The sequence below is a fragment of the Sorangium sp. So ce321 genome (assembly GCF_051530195.1).
Classification (GTDB): domain Bacteria; phylum Myxococcota_A; class Polyangia; order Polyangiales; family Polyangiaceae; genus Sorangium.
Genome location: NZ_CP150329.1, coordinates 1378249 through 1402893, shown reverse-complemented (window position 1 = coordinate 1402893; position 24645 = coordinate 1378249). Strand labels below are relative to the sequence as shown.

Annotated in this window: 16 protein-coding genes; 9 read left to right on the top strand and 7 right to left on the bottom strand. The window is 71.1% G+C overall.

The features are described from left to right. The first annotated feature begins 172 nt into the window (after nucleotides 1-172). On the top strand, nucleotides 173-1510 hold the full coding sequence (locus WME89_RS05445) for a trypsin-like serine protease (protein WP_438008188.1): 1338 nt from the start codon (nucleotides 173-175) through the stop codon (nucleotides 1508-1510). A gap of 100 nt (nucleotides 1511-1610) precedes the next feature. Here WME89_RS05445 and WME89_RS05440 read toward each other — a convergent pair whose 3' ends face one another. After that, the gene (locus tag WME89_RS05440) at nucleotides 1611-3968 is read right to left on the bottom strand and encodes a prolyl oligopeptidase family serine peptidase (protein WP_438008187.1); all 2358 of its coding nucleotides are present in this window, start codon (nucleotides 3966-3968) and stop codon (nucleotides 1611-1613) included. A 459-nt stretch (nucleotides 3969-4427) separates the two neighbouring features. On the opposite strand from WME89_RS05440, the gene WME89_RS05435 reads away from it, so the two are divergent. Beyond that, on the top strand, nucleotides 4428-4691 hold the full coding sequence (locus WME89_RS05435) for a hypothetical protein (RefSeq protein WP_437623958.1): 264 nt from the start codon (nucleotides 4428-4430) through the stop codon (nucleotides 4689-4691). A 152-nt stretch (nucleotides 4692-4843) separates the two neighbouring features. On the opposite strand, the gene WME89_RS05430 is transcribed toward WME89_RS05435, so the two are convergent. Beyond that, a complete protein-coding gene (locus WME89_RS05430) occupies nucleotides 4844-6046 on the bottom strand; it encodes a cytochrome P450 (RefSeq protein WP_438011895.1) in 1203 nt (400 codons plus the stop codon). Between the two features lie 250 nt (nucleotides 6047-6296). Between WME89_RS05430 and WME89_RS05425 the strand changes: the two genes are divergently transcribed. From WME89_RS05425 to WME89_RS05415, 3 genes are all read left to right on the top strand, one after another. Further along, a complete protein-coding gene (locus WME89_RS05425; RefSeq protein WP_438008186.1) occupies nucleotides 6297-7037 on the top strand; it encodes a helix-turn-helix domain-containing protein in 741 nt (246 codons plus the stop codon). A 236-nt stretch (nucleotides 7038-7273) separates the two neighbouring features. Then, nucleotides 7274-9445, top strand: coding sequence for a hypothetical protein (locus WME89_RS05420; RefSeq protein ID WP_438008185.1), 2172 nt, complete (start codon nucleotides 7274-7276; stop codon nucleotides 9443-9445). Beyond that, nucleotides 9442-12204 carry a M23 family metallopeptidase gene (locus tag WME89_RS05415; RefSeq protein WP_438008184.1) on the top strand — a complete coding sequence of 921 codons (2763 nt, stop codon included), beginning with the start codon at nucleotides 9442-9444 and terminating at the stop codon, nucleotides 12202-12204. Before WME89_RS05420 ends, WME89_RS05415 begins: the two co-directional genes overlap by 4 nt. A gap of 34 nt (nucleotides 12205-12238) precedes the next feature. Here the strand turns inward: WME89_RS05415 and WME89_RS05410 are convergent, their stop codons facing one another. Continuing rightward, nucleotides 12239-12745 (bottom strand): DUF1993 domain-containing protein, encoded by a 507-nt coding sequence (locus WME89_RS05410; RefSeq protein ID WP_438008183.1) that lies wholly within the window; start codon nucleotides 12743-12745, stop codon nucleotides 12239-12241. 385 nt (nucleotides 12746-13130) lie between these two features. Here WME89_RS05410 and WME89_RS05405 point away from each other — a divergent pair, with 385 nt between their 5' ends. After that, complete coding sequence (locus tag WME89_RS05405; protein ID WP_438008182.1) at nucleotides 13131-14636, top strand: carboxypeptidase regulatory-like domain-containing protein; 1506 nt, start codon at nucleotides 13131-13133, stop codon at nucleotides 14634-14636. 275 nt (nucleotides 14637-14911) lie between these two features. Continuing rightward, complete coding sequence (locus WME89_RS05400; protein WP_438008181.1) at nucleotides 14912-15439, top strand: hypothetical protein; 528 nt, start codon at nucleotides 14912-14914, stop codon at nucleotides 15437-15439. A 154-nt stretch (nucleotides 15440-15593) separates the two neighbouring features. Here the strand turns inward: WME89_RS05400 and WME89_RS05395 are convergent, their stop codons facing one another. The 3 genes from WME89_RS05395 to WME89_RS05385 form a co-directional block, all read right to left on the bottom strand. Next, nucleotides 15594-16595 carry a hypothetical protein gene (locus WME89_RS05395; protein ID WP_438008180.1) on the bottom strand — a complete coding sequence of 334 codons (1002 nt, stop codon included), beginning with the start codon at nucleotides 16593-16595 and terminating at the stop codon, nucleotides 15594-15596. A gap of 308 nt (nucleotides 16596-16903) precedes the next feature. Then, the gene (locus WME89_RS05390) at nucleotides 16904-17359 is read right to left on the bottom strand and encodes a glycosyltransferase (protein ID WP_438008179.1); all 456 of its coding nucleotides are present in this window, start codon (nucleotides 17357-17359) and stop codon (nucleotides 16904-16906) included. A 34-nt stretch (nucleotides 17360-17393) separates the two neighbouring features. Then, a complete protein-coding gene (locus WME89_RS05385; RefSeq protein ID WP_437623946.1) occupies nucleotides 17394-17651 on the bottom strand; it encodes a hypothetical protein in 258 nt (85 codons plus the stop codon). A gap of 259 nt (nucleotides 17652-17910) precedes the next feature. Between WME89_RS05385 and WME89_RS05380 the strand changes: the two genes are divergently transcribed. Then, nucleotides 17911-21966, top strand: a complete 4056-nt coding sequence (locus WME89_RS05380) for a chemotaxis protein CheB (RefSeq protein ID WP_438008178.1) — start codon at nucleotides 17911-17913, stop codon at nucleotides 21964-21966. Between the two features lie 197 nt (nucleotides 21967-22163). Next, nucleotides 22164-22406 (top strand): hypothetical protein, encoded by a 243-nt coding sequence (locus tag WME89_RS05375; protein WP_437653486.1) that lies wholly within the window; start codon nucleotides 22164-22166, stop codon nucleotides 22404-22406. Nucleotides 22407-22738: 332 nt separating this feature from the next. Here the strand turns inward: WME89_RS05375 and WME89_RS05370 are convergent, their stop codons facing one another. Next, on the bottom strand, nucleotides 22739-24643 hold the full coding sequence (locus WME89_RS05370) for a response regulator (RefSeq protein ID WP_438008177.1): 1905 nt from the start codon (nucleotides 24641-24643) through the stop codon (nucleotides 22739-22741). Between the last annotated feature and the right edge of the window lie 2 nt (nucleotides 24644-24645).

Here is a 24645-nt window from a genome sequence, read left to right as displayed (position 1 = left end):
CTGGCATCCGCGCCTCGGCGCCGCGCTTAGAGCGCGGTCGGCTCGCCGAGCGCGGACGCCACTGGCGGGCTCGCGGGGCCCCGGGCCCGCGCGAGGCAGGCGGCGGCGCGCCGGGCCATCGCGCGCATCGGGACGACAGGAGAATCAACCAGTGCGCGCATCAGTTTATGCTTTGCTGTCTCTGTTTTCGGTCGCCTGCACCGTGCCGGGCTATGGCGACGCCTCCGAGGAGATCAGCGCCGCGGAAGACGAGCTGATCGGAGGCACGCCGGCCCTCGAATCGCAGTACCCCTCCACCGTCCTCGCCGCGGGGTGCACCGCGGCGAAGGTCGGGCCGCGTCACTTCCTGACCGCCGCTCATTGCGTGGACAACCAGTACACCGCCACGGTGGACTCGGGCTACGGGCCGGGCGGCTTCTACTCGGTCAGCGCCGCCAACGCGCCCCCGATCTGGCCCTACGTCGACCTGACCATCGAACAGACGTACATCCACCCGAAGTGGATCGAGGATTGCACCGCCGCGCGGGCGGGGGGAGCGCCCGACTGCGGGGTCAACGTCCTGAACCCGGGATACACGCCCGACCTCGCGCTGGTCGTCGTCAACGAGCTCTCGCCGACGATCCCGGCGGCGGTGGTGGACGGGGCGCCCGTCGCGGTGGGTGATCCCGTCGTGGCGACCGGCTACGGGTGCGAGACGCCCGGCGGGTCGCCCACCTATACCTTCAAGCTCCAGAACCTCAACGCGGCGGCTTCCTCGATCCTGAATCACCCGGGCTCCTACGTCTCCGGCACGGCCATCACCGACGTAGCGGCGTCGTACGTGCTCACGCCGGGCTACGCCGCCAGCACCAGCTACGCCAGCCTGTGCCCCGGCGACTCGGGCGGCCCGCTCTACCGCCAGAGCGCGACCGACCTCATCGTCGTGGGCGTCAATGCCTACTACACGTTCCCGTCCGCGCCCGGCTCGAACCCGTCGCAGACCAACTGGCACACGCGGCTCGACACCTCGGCGCGCTACTCGGTGACCTCGTGGCTTCAGGCGCTGGGGGCGAGCGTGATCAACGGCGGTACGGCGCCGACCTGCACCGACGCCGTGAAGAACGGCACCGAGACCGACGTCGACTGCGGCGGCACCTGCACGGCCGACTGCGCCAACGGGAAGACGTGCGCCGCCAACTCGGACTGCACCAGCGCGAACTGCGTGGCCGGCGTCTGCCAGGCCAGCGGCGGGACGTCGCCGTGCAGCACCCTGTGCACGAGCCCGACGGTGTTCACGAGCGCGAGCTACAACTCGGGCAACCTCGGCACCGGCGCGCGCTGCTTCGAGACCACGGCGAACCTGACCGCCGCCAACTGCGGCAACTTCGCGAGCGGCCGCACGTTCGAGGTCAACAACACGGTCGTGAGCTGCACCGGCGGCAACATCACGCTGCCCGCCAAGCGCAACGGCGGCTACTGCTTCGAGGCGTCCGCCGGCAACCAGGCGTGGGCCTACTTCAGCACCTGGTAGACCGTATCGGGTAGACCGAATCGGCCGCGGCCGCGCGGCTGACCGGGAGCACCGCCCGCGGCCGCGCTCCTGACCGGGAGCGCGGCCCGCGGCGGCTCCTTCACCGGGGCGCCCCCTCCCCCTTCGCCGGCGCGACTTCCCCCTTCGCCGGCGCGACTTCCCCCTTCGCCGGCGCGACTTCCCCCTTCGCCGGCGCGACTTCCCCCTTCGCCGGCGCGACTTCCCCCTTTCCCGGCGGGAACCCGAGCCCGAGCTCCTTGAACAGAAACGTGAGCACGTCGGCCTGCTCCTCGATCTGCGCGGAGAGCGGCGTCCCGAGCCCGTGACCCGTCGAGCCGCTCGCCCTGAGCAGGATGGGCCCCGAGCCCGACGTGGCCGCCTGCAGCCGGGCCGCCATCTTCCGCGAATGGAAAGGGTCCACCCGCGCGTCGTTCGCCCCCGTCAGGAACAGGGTCGCCGGGTACGCGGTCCCCTCCTGGACATGATGGTACGGCGAGTAGGCGCGAAGGGCCTTGAACTGCTCGGGGTCCTTCACCGTGCCGAACTCGGTCACGTTGAACGCCCCGTTCGGCGTGAGCTCCACCCGGAGCATGTCGTAGATGCCGACATGCGAGATCACCACCTTGTACATCTCCGGGTGCTGCGTGAGCTGCGCTCCCATCAGCAGGCCGCCGTTCGAGCCGCCGAGGATGGCGAGCCGCTCCGGGCTCGTGAAGCGCCCGTCCACGAGGTGCCTCGCGCACGCGGCGAAGTCGTCGAAGACGTTCTGCTTCCTCGTCAGGTTGCCGCCGTGGTGCCACGCCTCGCCAAACTCGCCGCCGCCGCGCAGGTTGGCGACCGCGATCACCCCGCCCTGGTCGAACCACAGCCGCCAGACCGGGGTGAACCCGGGAGCCACGCTGGTCCCGTAGCCCCCGTATCCCGTGAGCAGCGCCGGCGCGGTGCCGTCGACGGACGTGCCCTTGCGGCGCAGGATGCTGACCGGCACCCTGGTGCCGTCCTTCGACGCGCACGCGTCGCGGGTGACCTCCACGTCGGCAAAGGAGACGGGGGCGGTCATCGCGAGCGGCGTCTTCGTCACCTTGCCGTCCCGCGCCGAGTACGCGTACCAGGCCGTCGGCTCGGTGTAGCTCACGCCGCGAAAGAGCATGTCGTCGCCGGCCGCGCGCACGAGCTGCCGCACCGAGGAGATCGGCGGGATCGGCGCCGTCCCGAGCGCCTTGCCCTTCAGGTCGAAGACGCGGATCTGCGACGGGCCGCCGATCAGGTCCTCGACGTAGAGCCGCGCTTTCGTGGGCAGCAGGTCCTGGATCACCGCCTCTCCCTCGGGCACCACGAGCTCCGCCTGCGCCAGATCGAGCTTGCCCGGCGCGAGGCGCACCACCTTGCCGCGCGGGGCGTCCTTCCGCGAGAGCAGGTAGAGCCGATCGTCGCTGCCGAAGGCGGCGTGGATGATCTTGTCCGGCAGGTCGGCGAAGCGGGTCCACTTGCCCGTGGCGTCGAGCAGGTAGTGCCAGTACTCGCCGCCGTCGCCGTTCTGCACGCTGGCGAGCACGAGCCTGCCGCTCTCGCTGGCCTTGAGCTCGACCTCGGCGATGCGCGGGAACTCCTTGCCGAGCGAGTACGTGTCTTCCTTCTCCGGCGTGCCGAGCTTGTGGAAGTAGATCTGCTGGAAGAAGCCCATGTCCTCCTTCGGGCGCTCGCCGGCGTGCGGGTGCCGCGTGAAGTAGAACCCTTTGCCGTCGCCGCTCCACGCCAGGCTGCCGCCCGCGGTGCCGCTGCTCGCGTAAGGGACCGTGTCGCCCGTCTCCTTGCCCGTCGCGACGTCGTAGACGCGCACGGTGCCTTCCTCGCTGCCGCCCTCGGAGAGCGAGACGGCGACCTTCTTGCCGTCGCGCGAGGGGACGAACCAGTCGATGGTCGTGTGCCCTTTCGGGTCGATGACCTCCGGATCGACGAGGGTCCGCTCGGTGGCAGGCTCGCTCGCGGACCTCAGGACGACGAGGGAAGGCTGCTGCTTCGGCGGCTGCGCCTTGAGGGCGAAGAGCTGCCCGCCGGCGTCGTCGAGCGCCGTGTAGCTGGCGGAGGTCGCCGACAGGATCTCCTCGACGCGCGCCCGGACGGCGCCGCGCATGGGCAGCGCGTCGAGGACGCCGCGCGTGAGCTGGTTCTGCGCCGCGACCCAGCGCTGGACCTCGGGGGAGCTCCCGTCCTCGAGCCACTGGTAGTCGTCGACGACCCGGGTGCCATGGTACTCGTTCGAGACCGGCCGCTTCGCGGCCTCGGGATACGGCAGGCGCGCTCCCTTGCCGGGCGCGGCAGGCGCGGCAGGCGGCGGCGGGGCCGCGTCGGGCGAGGCCGCTGCCGGTTGCTCCGGCGGCCTCGGCGAGGGCGCGCTGCACGCCGCGAGCAGCGGCAGCGCCAGGGTGACGGCTTTGGTCGTGTACGGGCGGCTCATGCCCGCGAAGCTAGCCGCCACCGCGGCCGCCGCGGAGGAGAATCGGCCCGGCCAGCGCGCGCCGCGATCCTGCAACGGTGCAAGCCCGTTTCTCGCAGAACCGAAAGCCGCCGAGCACCGCCCTGGACGAATGCGCCGAAAAGCGAGGGATCTCGACCTGGTACGGAGACTGCTTAGTCACCGGCCAGCACCGCCGGCGGCCTCCGCTACCCCCCGAGGCGCCCGGCGGCGCTGCTATTTTGTACCGCCCCTACCTCGCCTCGGGCGGTCGCCCACCCCTCCCCGTCGCCGCGGGCGGCGAGAGGGTGACGGCGGTGGCGGCCGTGGCTCGCGCCTGCTCCGCGCGGGTGAGCTCGGGCGAGCGGCCGGACGCCGACGAGCCTGCTCCGATACGAGAGGTCGCCGAGGCGCCGTGGTCGGCGCGCGGGGGGCGGCGCTCTTCGTGCTAGCGTGCGCCGCATGTCGACCTACGAGAAGGAAGAAGCGCTCCGGACCGGCGATGTCGAGGTCCGCGAGGTGGATGAGAGCGTCCTCAGGGATCTCGAGTCGAAGTACGCCGACGTGGCCTGCCCGATGCACGGCGGGCCGCCGACGTTCGAGCTCGCGTCCGACGGCTCCGTCGTCGAGCGCTTCTGCTGTCCAGCCCTGCTCTCGATCGTCCGCGAGCTCCAGGTCGCCGCGGGCGAGCGGCCTCCGCCGCCGGATGAGGGCGAGATCGACTGATTCCGCGCGTCAGAGATCCTGCCAGGATAGCCGATCGATAACGAGCCGTCGCCGGAAACGGCAGCCATTTTCACGGTTTCCGCCTGTTTCGCCGCCGAGGACGGCCTGGCCGCCGCCGGTGACGGGGCATGTGGCCCAGTGACTCTCATGGGTCACGCGTTCCAGGTGACCGGGAGGCTCTTCACTCCGAAGATGTCCGCGGTTTCGGGGCGCAGGTCGACGTCCTCGGCCGCCACGTCCAGGCGGAGGGTCGGGAAGCGCTTCACCAGCGCGGGCAAGGCGACCCGCATCTCGATACGGGCCAGTTGCTGGCCGAGGCACACGTGGATGCCGTGGCCGAAGGCCAGGTGCCCGATGGCCTGCCGCTGGATGTCGAGCGTGTCGGGATCGTCGAAGCGCTCCGGGTCGCGGTTGGCGGTGTTGTACGACAGGATGACCGTCGTGCCGGCCTTGATGGTCTGGCCGCCCAGCTCGACGTCCTCCAGCGCCGTCCGCTGGAAGGTCTTGGCGACAGACAGGTACCGCAGCAGCTCCTCCACGGCCAGGTCGGCGATCTCGGGTCGGGCACGCAGCGTGGCCCACTGCGCGGGATTGCTCAGCAGGGCGAAGGTGCCCAGTGCCAGCATGTTCGCTGTGGTGTCGAGCCCGGCTGCCAGCAGCAGGAGGCCGACACCCATCACTTCTTCGTCGGTCAGGTCGGTGTCGGTGAGGTCGCTGAGCACGTCGTCGGTGGGATTGGCGCGCTTGGCCGCCACCAGCCGTGCGATGTACTGCTGGGTCGCGATGTAGCCGGCCACCTGGTCCTGCTTGCTCACCCCGGAGACGATCGCGTCGACATGCTCCTGGAAAGAGTCCCGGGTCTCGTACGGCACCCCGAGCAGGTCGCAGATCATGATCGTGGGGATGGGCTTGGCGAACGCGGTCACGAGGTCCACCGGCGGACCGGCCTTTTCCATGGCATCCAGGTGTTCGGTGGTGACCTGCTCGACGCGCTCGGTGAGCAGCTGCATCCGCCGGACAGTGAACTTGCCCGTCAGCAGCTTCCGGTAGCGGCCGTGCTCCGGCTCGTCCATCAGGAGGAACTCGCCGGGCGGCGCCGGAGGGATTTTCATGTCCCCCAGGTCGATCGACGGGTGGCGCATGAGCTCCTTGCGGGAGCTGAATCGTGAGTCGGCCAGCACCGACCGGACCAGGTCGTAGCCGGTGATCAGCCAACCCTCGTATCCGCCGGGGAAGGGGTACCGGCTGATGGGGCCGTGCTCACGCGCCTGACGCAGCTCCTTCGGCGGGGCGAAGGGACAACCAGGCTCACGCGCCGTCGGCAGCAGGCCGACGGTGTGTACGGATTCCCTCATGTTCATTCTCTCTCCTTCGCCGAATTGCGTCGTGTTGAAACCGCGAAGCGTTCGCGAGGAATCAAAGGCTACGTTGCATTCGTAATATCGTCAATATCTTCAGGGCTGAGATTCAACAATGTTTTGCGACAACGGGGACATTGTTGCAATGAGCATGGAGACGAATGCAACGCCGGCCATCCGACAGTTGCAATGAGATGGCAACGAATGCATACTGCTCGACGCTCGCTACACAGTGGAGGCGCCCGCCGTGCCAGGAGACCGACTCACCCAGGAGGACCGTCGGCGCATCGCCGCGTGGCTCACCGAGGGCCTGACGTATACCGAGATCGCCCGGCGGCTGAACCGTCCCAAGTCGACGATCACCCGAGAGGTGGCCCGTAACGGCGGGCCCGAGGACTACCGCGCCGACCATGCGCACCAGCTGACCCGGCTGCGTGCCCGCCGCCGCAAGCCGACACCGCTGCCCGCGACTCCGGCCACCGCCGCCGCCTACGGACGCGACCCCAAGGCGGTGTTCGCATTCGAGCAGCGGCTCGCCGAGCTGATGATCGCCACCGGATGCCCGCGCATGGTGGCGAGGATCCTGTCGTGCCTGTTCACCACCGACTCCGGTGATCTCACGTCCGCCGAGCTGGTGCGGCGGCTCCATGTCAGCCCGGCCGCCGTCTCCACCGCCACCCGATGGGCCGAGAAGCAGGGCCTGATCGTCCGCGAACACGGAGCCCGGGGCAAGCAGAGGTACAGCGTAGAGAGAAAGGTCGGGCACCGTTCCATTCTCGCCAGCGTCCGCGCCAATGAGCTGCTGGCCGAGCTCAGCCGCCAGGGGGCCGGAATCCTCGGTCGCACCACGCCCGCGGGCGCCCGACTGGACAAAGCGGGCACCTTCCTGCACCTGATCTCGCAAGACCTGGCCGACTCGGCCGAACGCCGGGTGCGCGAAGTCTTCGGCGCCTGTGTCGTGCCTCAAGACCGGAAGGAGCGGGGCTAGGAGCGGCGCTGCTTCGCGCCTTGGCGTTGAAATCTCTCTTCGGCCATCCCTGGCGAGCTCACGAAGAGCGCTGAATCGCGGCGAACCGATCACGAACAGCCACGCGGCGAGCCGCCGCGTTCACCTCACCGCACATCGAGCAGATGGGCTCGCGGGACGCCTGGCCCCGGGCGTCGAGCCGAGACCGTCGTCGTTGACATGGCGAGCGCGCGCACGCGAGCATCGTGCGATTCAACATGCGCCGACCTTCCCTCGCTCTGTGCCTCGTGGCGGTGTCGGCGCTCGCGTATGGCGGCCCCGGCTGCGGTGATGACCGCCTCTGCGCCCCGGGCGCGCGCTCCGTCTGCTTCCTCCCCGACGGGGCGCTCGGCGCCCAGCAGTGCAACCAGGATGGCACCGCGCTCGGCGCCTGCGGCAGCGCGCCGGGTGCGCCCGGCAGCGGGTGCGGCCACCTGGGCGAGGCCTGCTGTCCGTCGCTGCCCGCCGAGCTCCGGGCGAGCTGCGAGGCGGCGGCGGCGCAGGCGGACGACGCCGCGTGCGACGACTACGCCGGCAGCGCCAGCGCGGCCGGGTTCTGCGGCGGCGGCGCCGCGCCGGACGGCGTCCCCTACGGCCCGGGCTGCGCCGGCCTCCTCGACGACTGCTGCGCGTCGCTGCCCGCGAGCCTCGCGTCCGCCTGTCATGCCACCGGGTTCCGGGGCAATGAAGGGCTCTGCCGCAGCTTCCTCGAGCGGGACGCGCAGGCGAACGGCTTCTGCGAGGGCGCCGATCACGCCGCCGAGAGCTGCGGCTACCTCGCCGAGCAGTGCTGCCCCGCGCTGCCCGGAGGGCCGCGCGAGCGCTGCGAGAGCCTCGCCGCCGAGGCGGACACGGACCTCTGCCTGGACTACCTGAGCGGCGCCGCGGACGCGGGCCGCTGCCCGACGCTCGGCGGCGGTGAGCCGCCCTCCGCGGCCGCGTGCGACGCGCTGCTCGAGACGTGCTGCGGCGCGCTCGAGCCCACGCTCGCCTACGAGTGCGATCTGAGCGCGCTCTCCGGCAGCCGCGCGCGCTGCGAGGCGTTCGAGAGCGCCGCCCGGGCCGCCGGCCTGTGCCTCGGCGACGGCGGCGGCGGCGGGGGCGGCGGCTGCGGCGATACGTCGGCCGACGTGGACAACTGCGGCTTCTGCGGGAACGTGTGCGGCGACCAGCACGCCGTCCCTTCCTGCGCGGCCGGGGCCTGCTCGCTCGCCTGCGACCTCGGCCACGGCGACTGCGATCGCGACGCCGCGAACGGCTGCGAGGTCGATCTCGCGAGCGACGCCCGCAACTGCGGCGGCTGCGGCGAGGTCTGCAGCGGCACCAACGCCTCGTCCACCTGCGAGGGAGGCGCGTGCGTCGTCGCCTGCGACGCGGGCTTCGCCGACTGCGACGGGGCGCCGTCGACGGGCTGCGAGGTCGAGCTCGCCTCCGACCCGTTCCACTGCGGCGCCTGCGGCACCAGCTGCTCCGGCGGCGCCTGCGAGGACGGGGTGTGCGGCCCCGGCGCGCTCCAGCTCGCCGCGGGCCTCGCGGTCCCCTCCGCGCTCGCGGTCGACGCCGCGGCCGTCTACGTCGTCGGCTTCCGGCCCGCCGGCGGCGTCGCCGTCCGCGTCGACAAGGCGTCCGGCGCGGTGACCTGCCTCGCCACCGGCGCAGCGCCGGACGCCGCCGCCTGCGGGAGCGGGCGCTTCGAGGGCGTCGCCCTGACGGACGCCGGCGTGCTCGTCACCGGCTCCACCGGCGTGCTCCGGTTCCCGCCGTCCGGCGGCGCCGCCGCCAACGTCACCGCGAGCGTCCCCGACCCGTGGGCCGTCGTCAGCGACGGCGCCGCGGTCTGGTTCACGTCGCTCTCCCAGGGCGGCCTGTACCGGACCGAGGCGCTCTTCGCCGGACAGCTCGCCACCGAGATCAGCGGCGCCACCGCCGAGGCGGGCGGCGCGCTCGCGGCCGACGCCGATCACCTCTACTGGACCTGGGCGGACGGCAGGGTCATGAAGCTCCGCAAGGACGGCTCCGAGCCGCGCCAGCTCGCGTCCGCGCAGGACTTCGAGCGCACCAACCTGACGCCGCAGTACCTCGCGGCCGACGCGACCCACCTCTTCTGGAGCACGCCGAGCGGCTACCTGCTCCGGCTCGGCAAGGACGGCTCCGGGCTCGTGGCGCTCGCCGACGGACAGCCCGGTCCGGCGGGGATCGCGGTGGATCCGGGGGAAGGCGGGGCCCTCTACTGGGTCAACCGGGTCGGCTCGGTGCGCAAGGTGCCCAAGGCGGGCGGCGACGTCACCACCCTCGCCGTGGGGCAGGTCGGCGCGATCGCGATCGCCGCGGACGACGCGTTCGTCTACTGGGCGACGCAGGCGGGCGACCTGCGGAGGATCGCCAAGTGAGCCCCCGTCGCCGACCCGGCCGCCGCGCGCTCTCGCGCCTGTGCGGCGCGGCCGCCGTCCTGCTCGGGGGCGGGGGGCTGCTCGGCATGGGCTGCAGCCAGGAGCCGCCGGTGGGCGCCGTCGCGCCGCCGCCGCTCGGGCCGCAGAACGGCACCGACGCGTGCGAGTGCGCCGCGGGTTTCTATTACAACAACCAGCCGATCCCGCTCGCGGAGACCAGCTGCGATGCCTTCACGTGCGGGCGCGACCTCATCGCGTACCAGTGCCTCGACGGCGACGGCGCCCCCGACACATGGCGGAGCTATCCGGAGAACCGGTGCGGCGATCTCGCGTGTACGGCCAAGGGGACGTTCTGCGGCGAGGACGTCGTCAACGGCGAGCCGGCCGCGCTCTACGAGTGCCCCGGCACGGGGCAGATCCCGCTCGCCTGGCGGATCTGCCCGGGCGGCTGCGAGGCCGGCGCGTGCACCGGCGAGGCGAGCAGCGAGTGCCCGTGCGCGGTGCCGCCGATCCCGGGGGGCGATCACATCCCGCTTCACTGCGGGATGACCCTGTGCTTTCCGACGGGCGCCGGCAGCGCCGGCGTCAGGCAGGTGTGCACGGCCGAGGGGTGGCGCAGCCTCGGGCTCGCGTGCAACCAGCCGCGGGGCGACTGCCCGGCGTGCCGCGGCGTGCAGGACAGCTCCGGCCGCGAGGTCGCGACGACGACCTGCGGCGAGGAGGTGTGCGGCCTCGGCGTCGGGAACCGCAGCCGCTGGGTGTGCGGGGAGGAGGGCTGGCTCGACCTGAACCTCCCCTGCGATCCCGGCGCCTCGATGGATGAGGGGGCGCTCGGCCGATGTCCGGTGGAGTTCCGCGACAACGACGGCCAGTGGAAGGGCGTCGAGCCGGGCCAGACCTTCTGCGGAGATCAGGTGTTCGGCGGCCGCGCCAACAAGGACCTCGCGATCAACTCGGGCGAGCTCGACATCCGCATCCGGGGCCGGGCGGATCACCTCTACGCCTGCCCGGGCCCCGGCGCGCGCCCCGTGCCTTACCGCAGCTGCGACGCGGGGAACGGGCTCGGCGCGTGCATGCGCGTGCGGGAGATCCCGCCCGTGCACAGACACGAGGTCACCGGCGCCCGGCCCGGCGCGAGCGACGCGAAGATCCGCGACTGGGACCGCTGCGAGGAGTCGTGCCCGCCGCTCAGCAGCGCCATCCGTTACTTCCCTATCCCCGGCGGGAACAACGGGGACGACGATTGCCGGCACGTCTTCTGCGGCCAGCACGAGGTCACCGGTCGCGTCGGAACCCTGTATCACTGTGCCTACGAGCTGGATTCCTCGAACCGAGCGTGCCCGCCCCTGCACCCTGAAACGGCGGTCCCGGGGCGCCCCGTCCCTTACGAGGAGTGCTCGAGCGGCTGCAGGTTCATCGGCCTCGCGAGCAACAGCGACGTGTGCGACGCCAGCGTGGAGCAGCAGCCGTTCGGCATGCCGGATCCGACGCCCGCTCCGAGCATCACGCTGGAGTGCGACGCGATCCTCGACTACCAGGGGCACCCGGTGCCCGCTCGGTCGCTCCGCCTGGGCTCGCAGATCTGCGGCCCCGGCGGGCAGGTGCTCGCGTGCGACGAGCGCCAGCTGAGCCGCCCTGACGGCTGGCGCGCCACGGGGATCTCCTGCGGCACCTCCTGCGGCGTGTGCGGCCCCGACCCGTACGGCGCGCAGACCCCGGTCTGCGCGCACTTCGCCACCGCGGAGGGCCTCACGTGCGACGACGGGAGCTTCGAGCAGCGCTGGGACCCGTGCTTGAACAACAACCGGAACGTCACCCTCAACGAGCCGGCGTACTGCGGGTACAACGTCGCCGGCGACGCCGAGGGCGACCCCAACATGCTGTATATCTGCAAGGCGTACTGCGATCGCGACGGGCGCGGGGGGACCTTCGAGGTGCCGTGCGAGGGCGTCGAGGGCGATGGCCAGAACGGGCGTCCCTGGAAGCGCGAATACCGCCTCGACCGCTCGGTCTATTGCCCTCTCGGCTGCCAGCAGAACGAGCAGGAGAACGACGAGTGCAAGCGGCCCAGGGGCGGGAAGCGCATGGCCCCCCTCCGTGACAGCCGCGTGATCCGGGAGTTCGGCGCCGTGGCCTCGGACTACGGCGGCCGCCACCTCGGCGAGGATCTCGCCAGCGACCGGGGCACCACGGCGGGCGCGGAGGTGCACCCCGTCGCCGACGGCAAGCTCCTCTGGAAGGGCATCAACGACTCGCAGTACCTCGGCGTGGCGCTCGTCGAGCACCCGCCCAAGGGCGGGACGGGACAGCGCTACTGCTCCTTCTATGGCCACCTCGACGTCGACGGGCTGGGGCGAGACCTGGTGGCGGGGCAGGCGGTGACGACCGACGACGTGCTCGGGAAGGTGGTGCGCTGGAGCGACATCCCGCGCCAGCACAACCTCCACTTCGCCGCGAAGTGGGCGGAGTGCCCCACGTCCTCGGACGACTTCTACTGCGGCCCCGCCGAGCCGCTGGATAACTCGCACCTGCACTACGCGGTGCTCTCCGACGAGGAGTGCGAGCGCTTCGACGGCAGCCGGAGCACCACGGTTGTGCTGAGCACGCCGTACGGTTACGACAGGTGCGAGACGCCCGTCGAGGCCCCCGTCGCCCTCACCGCGATGACGGCCGAGGATGCGTGCACGGTGCCGATGGGGGGAGCGACGACGGAGGGGTACGTCTCACCGACGTGGTTCATCGAAGCGCCGCCGCAGTGAGCGGCGCTCTCCACAGTGGGCGGCCGGCGCTCCCTCAGCGCGCGCCGAGGTAGTCCATCTTGCCGACGTCGAGCCCGTTGTGGCGCAAGATCGCGTAGGCGGTCGTCACGTGGAAATAGAAGTTGGGCAGCACGAAATACTGCAGGTAAGGCAGGCCCTGGAACTTCAGCGGCTGGTCGCGCGTCGGGATCGTGACCTCGCGCTCCTCGGAGCCGTCGATCTGCTCGGCCTTCAGGCCGTTCAGGAACTCGATCGTCTTGGCGATGCGGGCCTGCAGATCGTCGAAGCTCGACTCGTTGTCCTCGTACTTCGGCACGTCGACGGCTGCCAGCCGCGCCCCACAGCCCTTGACCGTATCGCTGGCGATCTGCACCTGGCGCGTGAGCGAGAGCATGTCCGGGGCGAGGCGCGCGTCGAGCAGGACGCGGGGCTCGATCTTCTTCGCCTCGGCGTAAGCGGCGGCCTTCTTGAGGATCGCCGAGAGGTTGCCGAGCATCTTCACGAACAGGGGCACGGAGGCCTGATACATCGAGATCGCCATCTTCATCTCCTTGCTGTCGCACACTGCGGACGGCGCGGCCCCCGTACGGCACGGCAGCGCGGCGCGGGAGCACCGCGCCTCCGGGGAAGCGCGCCGGCGCGAACATAGTGGCCGCCACGCACCTCGCGCAAGTGCGCTGTCACACCGGCGGCGCTCGTCGCCGCCGTCGCCGCCGTCGCGTCGCGCCCGCCCCCTGCACCGCTTGATCGCCGGGAGCCGCGACTCCGATACTGAGGAGATGCCATGTGGACGCTCGGCCTCATGGCGCGCTTGTGAATTAATGTAAAGCACCTCGACAGGGCGCGCGCCCGGCCTACCTGCACAGCGCAGGATCGGCCGCGCTCACGCCGCGCCGGCTTCACCTGTCTTGAAAGGATCCTTGTCGATGAAAATCGCCCCGCGCCGCTCGGCCTCTCACCTGGTCGCTCTCACCGCCCTCGCGCTTTCGTCCTGCGGGGTCGAGCCGCTCGAGGAGCAGCCTCTCCTCGGCAGCGCCGAGGCGGCGCTGAACGGCGCTGTCGCCATCGCGGGGCACGTCGGCAACGGGTCGTCCAACGCAGGGATGAGCGGCGTCACCGTGCAGCTCAGCGGCGCCGTGAGCGCGCAGGCCATCACCGACAGCCACGGCAACTTCCTCTTCACCAACCTGCCCGCGGGCGCTTACACGCTCACGCCGGTGAAGCCGGGCGCGACGATCACGCCGGCCGCGGTCAACCTCGGCAGCATCACGGCCGATCAAATCCAGAGCTTCACCTGCGCCGGCGCCTGCGGCGCGGGACCGTCGGTCGACCCGTACAAGGAGATCGCGATCGTCGACCCCTCGGTCACGCAGGACGCGCGCGCCTCGAACGCGACGGGCGGCCCCTGGAGCTTCCGGTACCTGATCGAGCAGATGACCCCGAGCGGCGTCGATCCTGCGGATTTCGTCGCGGAGTGGCTGGAGGGCTTCCAGCCGCTGACGATCAACGGGTATCCCACGACGACCCGGGGGATGTCGTCGCTGACGAACCTCTGGCCGACGCGGCCGGACGGCAAGCTCGATCTCGCGCAGGCGCCGTTCCAGCTCCTCGGCATCTTCAACCGGACCGACCTGCACGCGAGCGGCAGCGGCGAGGCGCGCTTCGTCTTCGGCATCATCCCGCCGAACCACTTCATCGCCGGGATGACCGTGATCTTCGAGTACCGCCTGCCGAACAACTCGGCCGTGCCGGACCGGTACAGCTGGATCACCCGCTTTCACGCGCTGGGGCAGGTCGCGTTCGGCGCCCAGTACAACGAGGAGCTCCAGGAGATCACGGATCTCTTCACGCAGCGCGGCTCCGAGCGCAGCACCATGGGCAACCCCAACGCCAGCGCGCTCGGCCAGCTGCGCACGAGCGAGAGCCTGATGGGCGCCCCCTGGTCGTGGCGGGAGTTCCACCTCGTGCCGGAGCCGACCGGCTACCAGGCCTTCCTGAGGCTCGTGGAGGCCGCCCAGACCCCGGATCAGCAGCTCAACGGGGACGCAGGCCTCGAGGCGTTCCTGCTCGCGAACCGGACCGGGATCATCGCCGGCGTGACGCCGCTCGACGCCTCGTTCCTCGGCGGCGAGGCGGAGGGCAGCATCGTCCCTTCGGCCACGAAGTGGGCCTTTCCGGGCACGGACGAGCCGCTGCGCCACGCGTTCGCCGGCCAGACCTGCAACGGGTGCCACAACGCCGAGACCGACCAGCTCGCCACCTTCTACCACGTGGCGCCGTTCGCGACCCCCGGCCCCGACGGCACCGGGGTCCTCTCGAATTTCGTCAAGCAGGTCGAGATCCCGCGGCGGGTGAGCTTCATGCAGAACCGGCTCACCTGCAGCACCCTCGCGGGGAACTGCTCGCCAGGGTCCGAGTCGGTCGTGCCCTGAGCGCCCGCCGGGCCCCGGGGCCGCCTGCGGAGCCCGTGAGCCCTGTTCAGGGCGGGCAGGGCTCCGCAGCGGGGCGGCGCTCGGCGAGCGCGGGCGCGCTCTTGGAGAGGGTCAGAACGCGACCCTGGCGACGAAGGCGTCCGGCGCTGTCTCGCTGACGAGCGTGCTGGCCCCGAGGGTCCAGGCGTCGCCCTCGCTCAGGAGCTCGAAGATATTTCATTTCATGATCCAGCGGATCTCGACGGCCGCGCCGGCGGCGCGGTATAGGGGTGATCATGCGAAATATCCTTGCTCTCTGCTTGTTCACGGCTGCGCTCGCGGCCGCATGCGGCTCCGCGACGACCGACCCGGAGCCGTCCGGGAGCGGCGGGTCGACCGCCACCGCGACGGTCACCAGCTCGGCCACCGGGACCTCGTGCGCTCCGGGCGAGACCATGTCGTGCACCTGTCACGCGATCAGCGGCCCGGGCGTCGCGACCTGCCTCGACGACGGCAGCGGCTACGGGCCGTGCATGGATCAGGACGGCAGCGAGTGCAGCTGTCCCCTGGGGCGCAGCGACGGGTGCTGTCAGGGCGACGGTCTCTGCTGCTCGTGCGTGCGCGGCTGCGATCCGAGCGCGGACCATGTGCAGAACCCCGAGACGGACGCGCTCATCGCCTGCGTCTGCGCGTCGGGCGTGTGCGCCGACGAGTGCGCGTCGGAGTGCGCCGGCGAGGGGATCGCCGCGGACTGCGCGCCTTGCGTGCAGCAGGCGGGGATGGACGCCTGCAAGGCGCAGTACGAGGCCTGCGGCGGGACGTGAGCCCGCGGCGCGGCGCTCGCCTCGCGCCGGCGAGCGCGTCGGCGGCCCGCGCGTAGCGCGCGGGCGCTTCTCCCTGGCCGCGCGTCACCTCGTCGACGCGATGCTCCGGGTGAGCGTCTCCAGCGGGGACGCGCTCGGCGCGCCGTGATCGCGGTCAGTTGCACGGCCCGAGATCAGCCCACTCGGCGGGGCACCACGAGACCGGGTTGCTCGGCGGGCACACCGGCTGAGACCACCAGATCTGCTGGGTCGAGACCCAGAGGTGGCCGCCCTCGGTGACCTGGGTGGACGGCGTGTACACCCGCTCCGACTGCCACGCGGGCACGCCGCTGCAGTCGTTCCCGCCGCTGTCGGGCGCGGTGCAGGCCTCCCAGGTCGCCGGCGACGCGGTGAGGTTCTGGTTCTGGTAGACGTAGGGCGCGGCGTCGTGGAACGACCAGGTGCTCGAGCCCGTCATCGTCTGCCACGCGCCCGAGGTCGTCTTCACCTCCTGGCGAACCATCTTGATGGGCGCCTCGCAGGAGACCAGCGGCTCGGGGTACGCCGGGCCCTCGTCGCGGAAATGCTCGATGTCGTGCGCGTACATCTCGACGGTGGAGCGGGCGTCCTGCGCGAGGAACTGCCAGCCCGACCCGTCCTTCATGTCGACATAGAGGCAGATCTGCGCGCCGTTCACGTCGGCGACGCGCGCGGGCGTGCACCACTCGTACTTGAAGGCGACCCGCTGTCCGGGCTGGAGCGAGCTGAGCGCGCCTTCGCAGAGGCTCCCTCCGGCCCAGGTGCCGAGGGCGCAGCTCGGATGGTTCCCCGTGACGCCGTTGTCGTCTCCAAAGTAGTAAACGTGCCAGCCGCTCGGGTTGTGGTAGATGCCCGATTCGAGGTTGAAGTACCACTGCCCCACGGCCGTCCAGGCCTGGCTCGCGTTCAGGAGCACGGGGACCTCCCACTCGATGATCCAGCCGCGCGTCTGCTGGACGTCGCCCGTGTAGCTGCTCGTGAGATCGTAAGTCCCGAGCAGGCTGGCCACGCCGAGGCTCTCCGCCTCGTCCTGCGCTCCGGCGGTGCAGGCGGCGGCCCCGAGCGCTCCCAGGAGCAAGAGCGCGGCGCCGGCGCACGACCGGGCGGTCCGCGACGAACGACGAGGATTCGAATGCATCGACAAGGCGCTCTTCTTGATCATGAGGTCTCGCTCTCCTGACAAAGCACGTCCGTTCGCGCTCGCGCAGAAGGCGCGCGAGCGTGGCTGGACCTGCGGTTGACGACCATCCGCGAGCGCGCCCCGGCGGCCTCCGCGAGGAGGCCCCCTCGAACGACGCTCCGATGACCTCTCGTGCGCTCGGCGTGGCGCGGCGCAGACAGACGCCTGCGACGTCACACACCGCTGCCCCCTGAATGCCGGGAGCCCCGGCCGCCTTCACGGAAATCGTCCGCGGCCGTGGCGATTCTTCGTCCGGGGTGCCGGCCCTACGCGGAGGCCGGTCCTCCTCGGCGCTCCAGCTCGACCCGCGTCAGGCGCTCGCCGCCGCCTCGCGCCCGCACGCGCTCCCGGACCGACGGCGAGCCGTCCAGCTCCTCCAGCAGGGCGCGCGCCCGCGCCCTCGTCGCTTCCTCGGGCCGCAGCACCCGGCCGATCCCGTGGAACGCGACCCGCGCGCCGTTGCCCGGCTGATCGTACGCCTGCGGCACGCACAGCATCGGGACGCCCGGGAGGAGCCCCTCCTTCACGCTCTGGAGGCCGCCGTGGTTCACCATCAGGTGCGCGCGCCGGAGCAGCGCGAGCTGCGGCGCGTGCTCCACGACGACGACGCTGCCCGGGATCTGGCCGATCTCCTTCGGCGGACGAGGGCGAGCTGGCCTTCCGCTCGCGGCCGCGGACAGGGGATGGTGATCTACGCCGCCACGACGTGTGCAGGCCGCCACGGCGCAGGCCGTGCCGGCGGCGCGGCGCGCTGCATCAAGGCTCGTCCAGGCGAGAGGCTCGGCGCCGAAGCGGGCTCGCGGCGGCGGGCTCGAGGAGCCCCTTCTTCCGCGCCTCGTGCCGGATGAGCCCCCGCACGTAGCTCGCGGCCGTCACCTCCACGCCCGTGTCGGACATCTCCGCGGCTTGCAACGCCACGAGCGCCTGCAAGAGCTCGCGGTCGTGCTGGGTGAGTCGTAGCGTCAGCGTCGCATTGACGACCTGCCGGCCCTTCTCCTGCGTGGGTCTTGTCATGGTCCTGTGCGCCTCGACGTCGGGGTAGCCTCCATGATGTGTGCAACGCGCGTGCCGCCGCTCGCCTTCGCTTGTAACACAGCCGGTGTCGCACCGGAGCCGCGCCGGCCCCGCAAGACCACCACATGTGGCGCGCGACGTGGCACTTTGCCACGGCCCTGACGGCCACCTGCTGCCCGAGATCCGAGGGATCTCGGCCCCGCGAGCGCGCTGACCAGCGGACACAGCCTGGGCACGCTTGCTGCCGTTGAGCTCGGGAATGTCGACCGAACGCGAGCTGCGCGACGCAGCCGACGCAAGGACCCGCGCGGCCCGGCCAGCCGTCGTGCCTTATGTGGTGGGGATCGGCGCCTCGGCGGGGGGGCTCGAGGCGCTCGAGCACTTCTTCGATAACATCCCGAAGGAGAGCGGGATGGCCTTCGTCGTCGTCCAGCACCTGTCGCCGGACTTCAGGAGCCTGATGGACGAGATCCTCGGGCGCCGCACCGAGCTGCCCATTCACCTCGTCGAGAATGGCATGCTGGTCGAGCCCGACCACATCTACCTGATCCCGCCGAAGAAGGAGATGATCATCTCCGGCGGCCGCCTGCTCCTCAGCGAGAGGGATCGCGACCAGGAGCTCACGCTGCCCATCGACGTGTTCTTTCGATCCCTCGCGCAGGACTGCGGTCCGCGGGCGATCGCCGTGGTCCTCTCCGGGGGCGGGAGCGACGGCTCGCGCGGGATCCGCGCGGTCCACGAGGCGGGCGGCCTGGTCGTCGTGCAGGACGTCGACAGCGCGCAGTTCGACGGAATGCCGAAGACCGCGCGTGACGCCGGCGTCGCCGACTGCGTCATGCCCCCCCAGGACATGCCGCGCGTCCTCCTCGAGCACGTGAGGTCCGAGGGGCGCCGGCCGGAGCGGGAGGCGGCCGGCGTCGATCAGGCGATGACCGCGGTCTACAGGATGCTCGAGGAGCAGTTCGGCATCGACTTCACGCACTACAAACCGAGCACCGTCACCCGGCGCATCGAGCGACGGATCCAGCTCGCGCACACGGACGACATCGATCAGTACGTCAAGCGCTTGAAGAGCGAGTCGAGAGAGCTCGACGTGCTCTACCGTGACCTCCTCATCGGCGTGACGCGCTTCTTCCGGAACGAGGAGGCGTTCGACATCCTCGAGCAGGAGGTGCTCCCCGAGCTCCTGCGAGGGGGACCGCGCGACACGCCGTTCCGCGTGTGGGTCGCGGGCTGCGCGACGGGCGAAGAGGTCTATTCGCTCGCCATCCTCCTCCACGAGCTCACGTCCCGGAGCGACCACCGCCCGTTCAAGATCTTCGCGACCGACGTGCACCACGGGTCGCTCGAGCTCGCGACGCGCGGGATCTACGAGGAAGAGGCGGTGGTGAACGTCTCGCCCGGGCGCCTCGAGCGGCATTTCATCCGGCGCGGGCGCAGCTACCAGGTCGTCCCCGATCTCCGGCAGACCGTCGTCTTCGCGCACCACAACGTGATCAAGGACGCGCCGTTCACGCGCGTCGACTTCATCAGCTGCCGCAACATGCTCATCTACCTCCAGCCGGCGGCGCAGCAGAAGGTGTTGAGCCTCTTTCACTTCGCGCTCAACCGCGGGGGCGTGGTCCTCCTCGGGCCCAGCGAGACCCCGGGGCACCTCGCGCACGACTTCGAGGTCGTCAACAAGCAATGGCGGATCTACCGGAAGTACAGCGATCGGCGGATGCAGGTCGATCCCCGCTTCCAGCCGGCGTCGCCCAAGGGCCAGAGCGCCCCGCGCTCCGGGATCACCGCGCCTGTCGCGCGCCACCCGGTGTCGCATCTGCTCGGCACCTACGACGCGCTGCTCGACGAGTTCATGCCTCCGAGCCTCCTCGTCAACGAGGCCGGCGAGCTCGTCCACGCCTTCGGCGGGGCGAGCCGCTTCCTGAAGGTCAAGGATGGCCGGCAGGGGCTCAACGCGTTCGAGATGCTGGATAGCGATCTCAAGATGATGCTGACGGCGGGCCTGCAGCGCGCCCTCAAGGAGCCCTCGGCGATCGTGTTCACGGGGGTGAAGGTGGAGGGCGGCGTGTACAAGGTCACGATCCGCCGGGTCGAGAGCCGGCGAGGCACGTTGCCCCACGTGCTGATCACCTTCGACGCGATCGAGGGGGCGCCGCAGCGGGCGGCGATGCCGGAGAAGGAGATCAACCTCGACGACGTCTCGCGCGAGCAGCTCAGCGCGCTCGAGGCGGAGCTCGGTTACACGAAGCAGAGCCTGCAGGCGACGACCGAGCAGCTCGAGGCGAGCAACGAGGAGCTGCAGGCGGCGAACGAGGAGCTCCTCGCCTCCAACGAGGAGCTGCAGAGCACGAACGAGGAGCTCCAGAGCGTCAACGAGGAGCTCTACTCGGTGAACGCGGAGTACCAGCGGAAGATCGCGGATCTCACCGAGCTCGGGAATGACATGGAGAACCTCCTGTCGAGCACGGACATCGGCACGATCTTCCTCGACAAGGAGCTCAAGATCAGGAAATTCACGCCGCAGATCGCGGAGAGCTTCAACCTGCTCTTGCAGGACGTCGGCAGGCCGATCGAGACGTTCACGTACGCGGTCGACCACCCGGAGCTCACCGAGGATCTCAGGCGCGTGCTCGCGACGGGGGAGCGCGTGGAGCGCGAGCTGCGCGATCGGCATAACCGCTCGTTCTTCCTGCGCATCCTCCCCTACCGCGCCAAGGGCACCGTCGCGGGGGTCGTGCTCACGCTGATCGACGTGAGCGGCCTCAAGGCGGCGGAGGACGCGCTCTTCCACGAGCGCTATCTCCTGAACAGCCTGCTCCGCAGCGTGCCTGACGCGATCTACTTCAAGGACGCGCGCGGCCGGTTCATCCGCACGAACCACGCCATGGCGCAGCGCCTCGGCCTCTCCGATCCGCGCGAGGCCGCGGGCAAGACCGGCTTCGAGCTCCCGGGGCACGAGGCGGCGCTCGCCGTTCACCAGCAGGACGAGGTGGTGCTGCGGACCGGCGAGGCGCAGCACTACAAGCTGGAGAAGCGCCTGCGGCAGGATGGGGTCGTGGAGTGGGACCTCGTCACGCGGCTCCCGCTCATGGATGCCGCGGGCCACATCGTGGGCATCATCGGGATCTTCCGGAGCGTCACCGAGCAAAAGCGGTCGGAGGAGCAGATCAAGGACGCCGTACGGAGGCGCGACGAGTTCCTCGCCATGCTGTCGCACGAGCTCCGCAACCCGCTCGGCGCGATCGTCCACGCCACGGCGCTGCTCAGGGAAGACAGCGCCGCGTCGGGCGGCGCTCCCGGGTTCGACGACAAGGTCCTCCAGATCCTCGAGCGTCAGTCCGCGCAGATGGCGCGCTTGCTCGACGATCTGCTGGAGGCGAGCCGCGTCACGCAGAGCAAGATCGAGCTTCGAAAGCGCGTGCTCGACCTCGGCTCCGTGGTGAAGGACGCCACCGACGCGGTGAAGAACCTCATGGACAGCCGCGGCGTCAACTTCTCGACCATCGTCGATCCCGAGCCCATCTGGGTCGAGGGCGACCCTGCGCGGCTCCAGCAGGTCCAGGTGAACCTGCTCAACAACGCTGCGAAGTACACCCCGCGGGGCGGTCATGTCACCCTCGAGGCCCGGCGCGTGGACGGACACGCGGTGGTCCGCGTGAAGGACGACGGCCTCGGGATCCCGAAGGACATGCTCGACACGGTGTTCGAGCTCTTCGTGCAATCGAGCCGCACGCTGGACCGGTCGGCGGGAGGGCTCGGCGTGGGGCTCACGCTCGTCCGGGGCCTCGTCGAGAAGCACGGCGGCACCGTGAGCGCGCGGAGCGACGGGGAGGGCAAAGGCAGCGAGTTCGAGGTGCGGTTGCCGGTCACCGAGCGGCCGCGCGAGAAGGAGGCGGCACGCGGGACGCCCCTCAGGAAGTTCCCCAAGGGGTCGCGGGTGGTCGTCGTGGAGGACAACGCCGACGGCCGCGAGGCGCTCTGCGCGCTCCTGAAGCGCGCCGGGTTCGATTGCCATTCGACGGACCACGGGATCGCGGGGATCGAGCTCATGGACGCGGTGCTCCCGCACATCGCCATCGTGGACATCGGGCTGCCGGGGATCGACGGCCTGGAGTTCGCGCGCCGCGTTCGCGAGAAGCGCCAGCACAAGGACGTCTATCTGATCGCGCTCACCGGCTACGGGCAGCAGAACGACCGCGAGAAGGCGTGCGGAGCCGGGTTCGACGAGCACCTCGTGAAGCCCCTCGACCTCGCCACGCTCAAGCGGCTGCTCGCCGACGGCGAGCCGGCGGTCGGCGAGAGCTGCGCCTGACGCGCTCGCCCCTCGCGCAGGAGGCGAGCTCGCGCACGACCCGCGCCCGGCGCTTCATCTGCGAGTGAAGACAGCATCGCTGTAGGACCCCCGGGGCTGCTGGCCGACCGCGATCTCAGATCTGCGGCGCGATTCGCGCCGTGGACGCTGGGCGGTACCTCGTGGACACCCCTGGGTCGGGGCGCTACGGTCCTTGCATGACGATGCTGACTGTGCGCGGTAAGGTCCGAGGTGGGCGGCTCGTCGTCGATGAGCCCGTCGAGCTCCCGGAAAACACGGAGGTCGAGCTCGCCATCGCGGACGCCGGCGACGACTTGGACGCCGCGGACCGCGAGCGCCTCCACGCCGCCATCCTTCGAGGAGCGGAGCAAGTCGAGCGCGGCGAGGTCGTGTCCGCGGAGCAGGTCCTGGCCGAGCTGTCCGCGGACAGCGCGGAATGACCAGGTACGCGGTTGTCTTCTCCGCGGATGCGCGCACGCAGATCCTTGCCGTCGGACGGTGGTGGAGGGAGAACCGGCCAAGCAACCCCGGGTTGTTCCTCTACGAGCTTCTGGCTGCCGTGGGTCGGCTCGGCGATGTTCCGAGAGGAGGTGCAGTTTACGAAGTTCCGCAAGTACCTGGACTTCGTCGGTTGCTCCTGCCTCGGACTGCCCATCATGTCTACTACACGCTCGACGAGACGGCTTCGGTCGTCCGGATCGTGGCAGTGTGGCATACGGCTCGCGGCGCCAGGCCTCCGTTGTAAGACGACCCCTGCCCTCGGCCTCCCCCGCTACACCGCTCCCACCGCCTCCGCCGCCTTCCCCGCCAGCATCCCCTCCACCCTCCGCACCAGCTCCCCTGGATCGATTGGCTTCGGCAGCACCCGCCCCCCGTGCGCCGAAAGGAACCTCCGGCTCACCTCGCTGGTCCCGCCGCCCGTCATGAACAGCACCCGGTCCGCGAGCGCCGGCAGCTCCGCCTCCATCCACTCGTGGAGCTCTATCCCCGTGCCCTCCTGCATCACGATGTCGCAGAGCACCACGTCGAAGTCCGCGTCCAGCCGCAGCGTCCTCTGCGCCTGCGTCCCCGACCGCACGCACACGACCTCGTGCGACGTCCCGAGGATCCCCCGCAGCGCGCGCAAGATCAGCGGCTCGTCGTCCACGATCAAGATCCGCCCGCGCCGCGCCGCCCCCTCGCCGCGCTCCGGCGCCGGCAGCGCCGAGAGCTCCGCGCGCGCCCAGACGGGCAGCCGGATGCGGACGCACGTGCCCACGCCGACCTTGCTGCTGATTCCGATGCTCCCGCCGCACGACTCGACGATGCTCCGGCAGATCGCGAGGCCGAGCCCCGTCCCCTCCCCCGCGCGCTTCGTGGTGAAGAACGGCTCGAACAGCCGGTGCAGGTGCTCCTCCGGCACCCCGCAGCCCGAGTCCACGACCTCCGCGATGACCTCCTGATCCTGCTCGCGCGTGCGCACCTCGACGATGTTGTCGGCCACGCGCCCCTCCTGGAGCGACTGCGCCGCGTTGATGAGCAGGTTGACGAACACCTGCGTCAGGCGCCCCTCGGCCCCGCCCACGCGCGAGACCGGGGCGAGCTCGCGCACGACCCGCGCGCGGTGCTTCATCTGCGTGTGAACGATGTTGAGCGCGCTCTCGATCACCGCGTTGACGTCCGTCGGCCCGATCGCCTCGTTCGCCTCGGCGCGCGCGAACACCCCGAGGTCCCGGACGATGTGCATCACCCGCGCCGCGCCGTGGCGGGCCTCCAGGAGCGGCTGAGCGAGCTGCTCCGTCGCCACCCCCGCGCCGGCCAGGCGCCGTATCTCGCGGGCGAGCAGCTCCAGGTTCGCCACCACGTACGCGAGCGGGTTGTTGATCTCGTGGGCCACCCCCGCCGCCAGCTGGCCGACCGCGGCGAGCCGCTCGCTGCGCTCGAGCCGGAGCCGCAGCTCCTCCGCCCGGCGGCGCCCGGTCACGTCGCGCAGGAGCGCCATCCGCGCCGGCCGCCCCTGCCAGTCCACGTCGACCCAGCGGACGTCGAGGACGACCGCGTGCCCGCCGACCTCGAGGCTCGTCTCCCCCGCGCTCAGCGCCACCGGACAGCCCCGCCCCGCCACGAGCCGCCCGTCGCCCAGCAGCGCCTCCGCGGCCGGGTTCGCGAAGAGCACGGTCCCGGTGGCGTCCAGCACGACCACCCCGTCGGCGCTGCGAGCGATGAGCTGGTGCAGGTTGGCCTCGTTCTCCCTGGCCGCCGCCATCGTCCGCGCGAGCTGCGTCACGAGCTGCTGGCGGCTGACCGCGTAGCGGATCGATCGCCACAGCGCGTCGGCGTCGATGCTGCGCTTCACGAGGTAGTCCTGCACCGAGGCGCCGAGCGCGCGCTCCGCGAGGCGGACGTCGTCATGGCCCGTCAGCACCACGATCGGGACATGGGGGTCCACCTCCCGCACGCGCTCGACCACCTCGAGGCCCTCGCCGTCGGGCAAACAGAGGTCGAGGAGAACGACGTCCCACCCCTCCTTCACGCGGGCGAGCCCCGCCGCGAGCGTCTCCGCGTGCGCGAGCTCGGCGCGCTGCCACGGCACGGCGTCGAGGTGGCTCTGCACGATCGAGGCCGCGATGGCGCTGTCCTCGATCAGCAGGAGGCGAAAGCACGGCGCGGGCGGAGCCCGGCTGGGTTCGACAGACATGG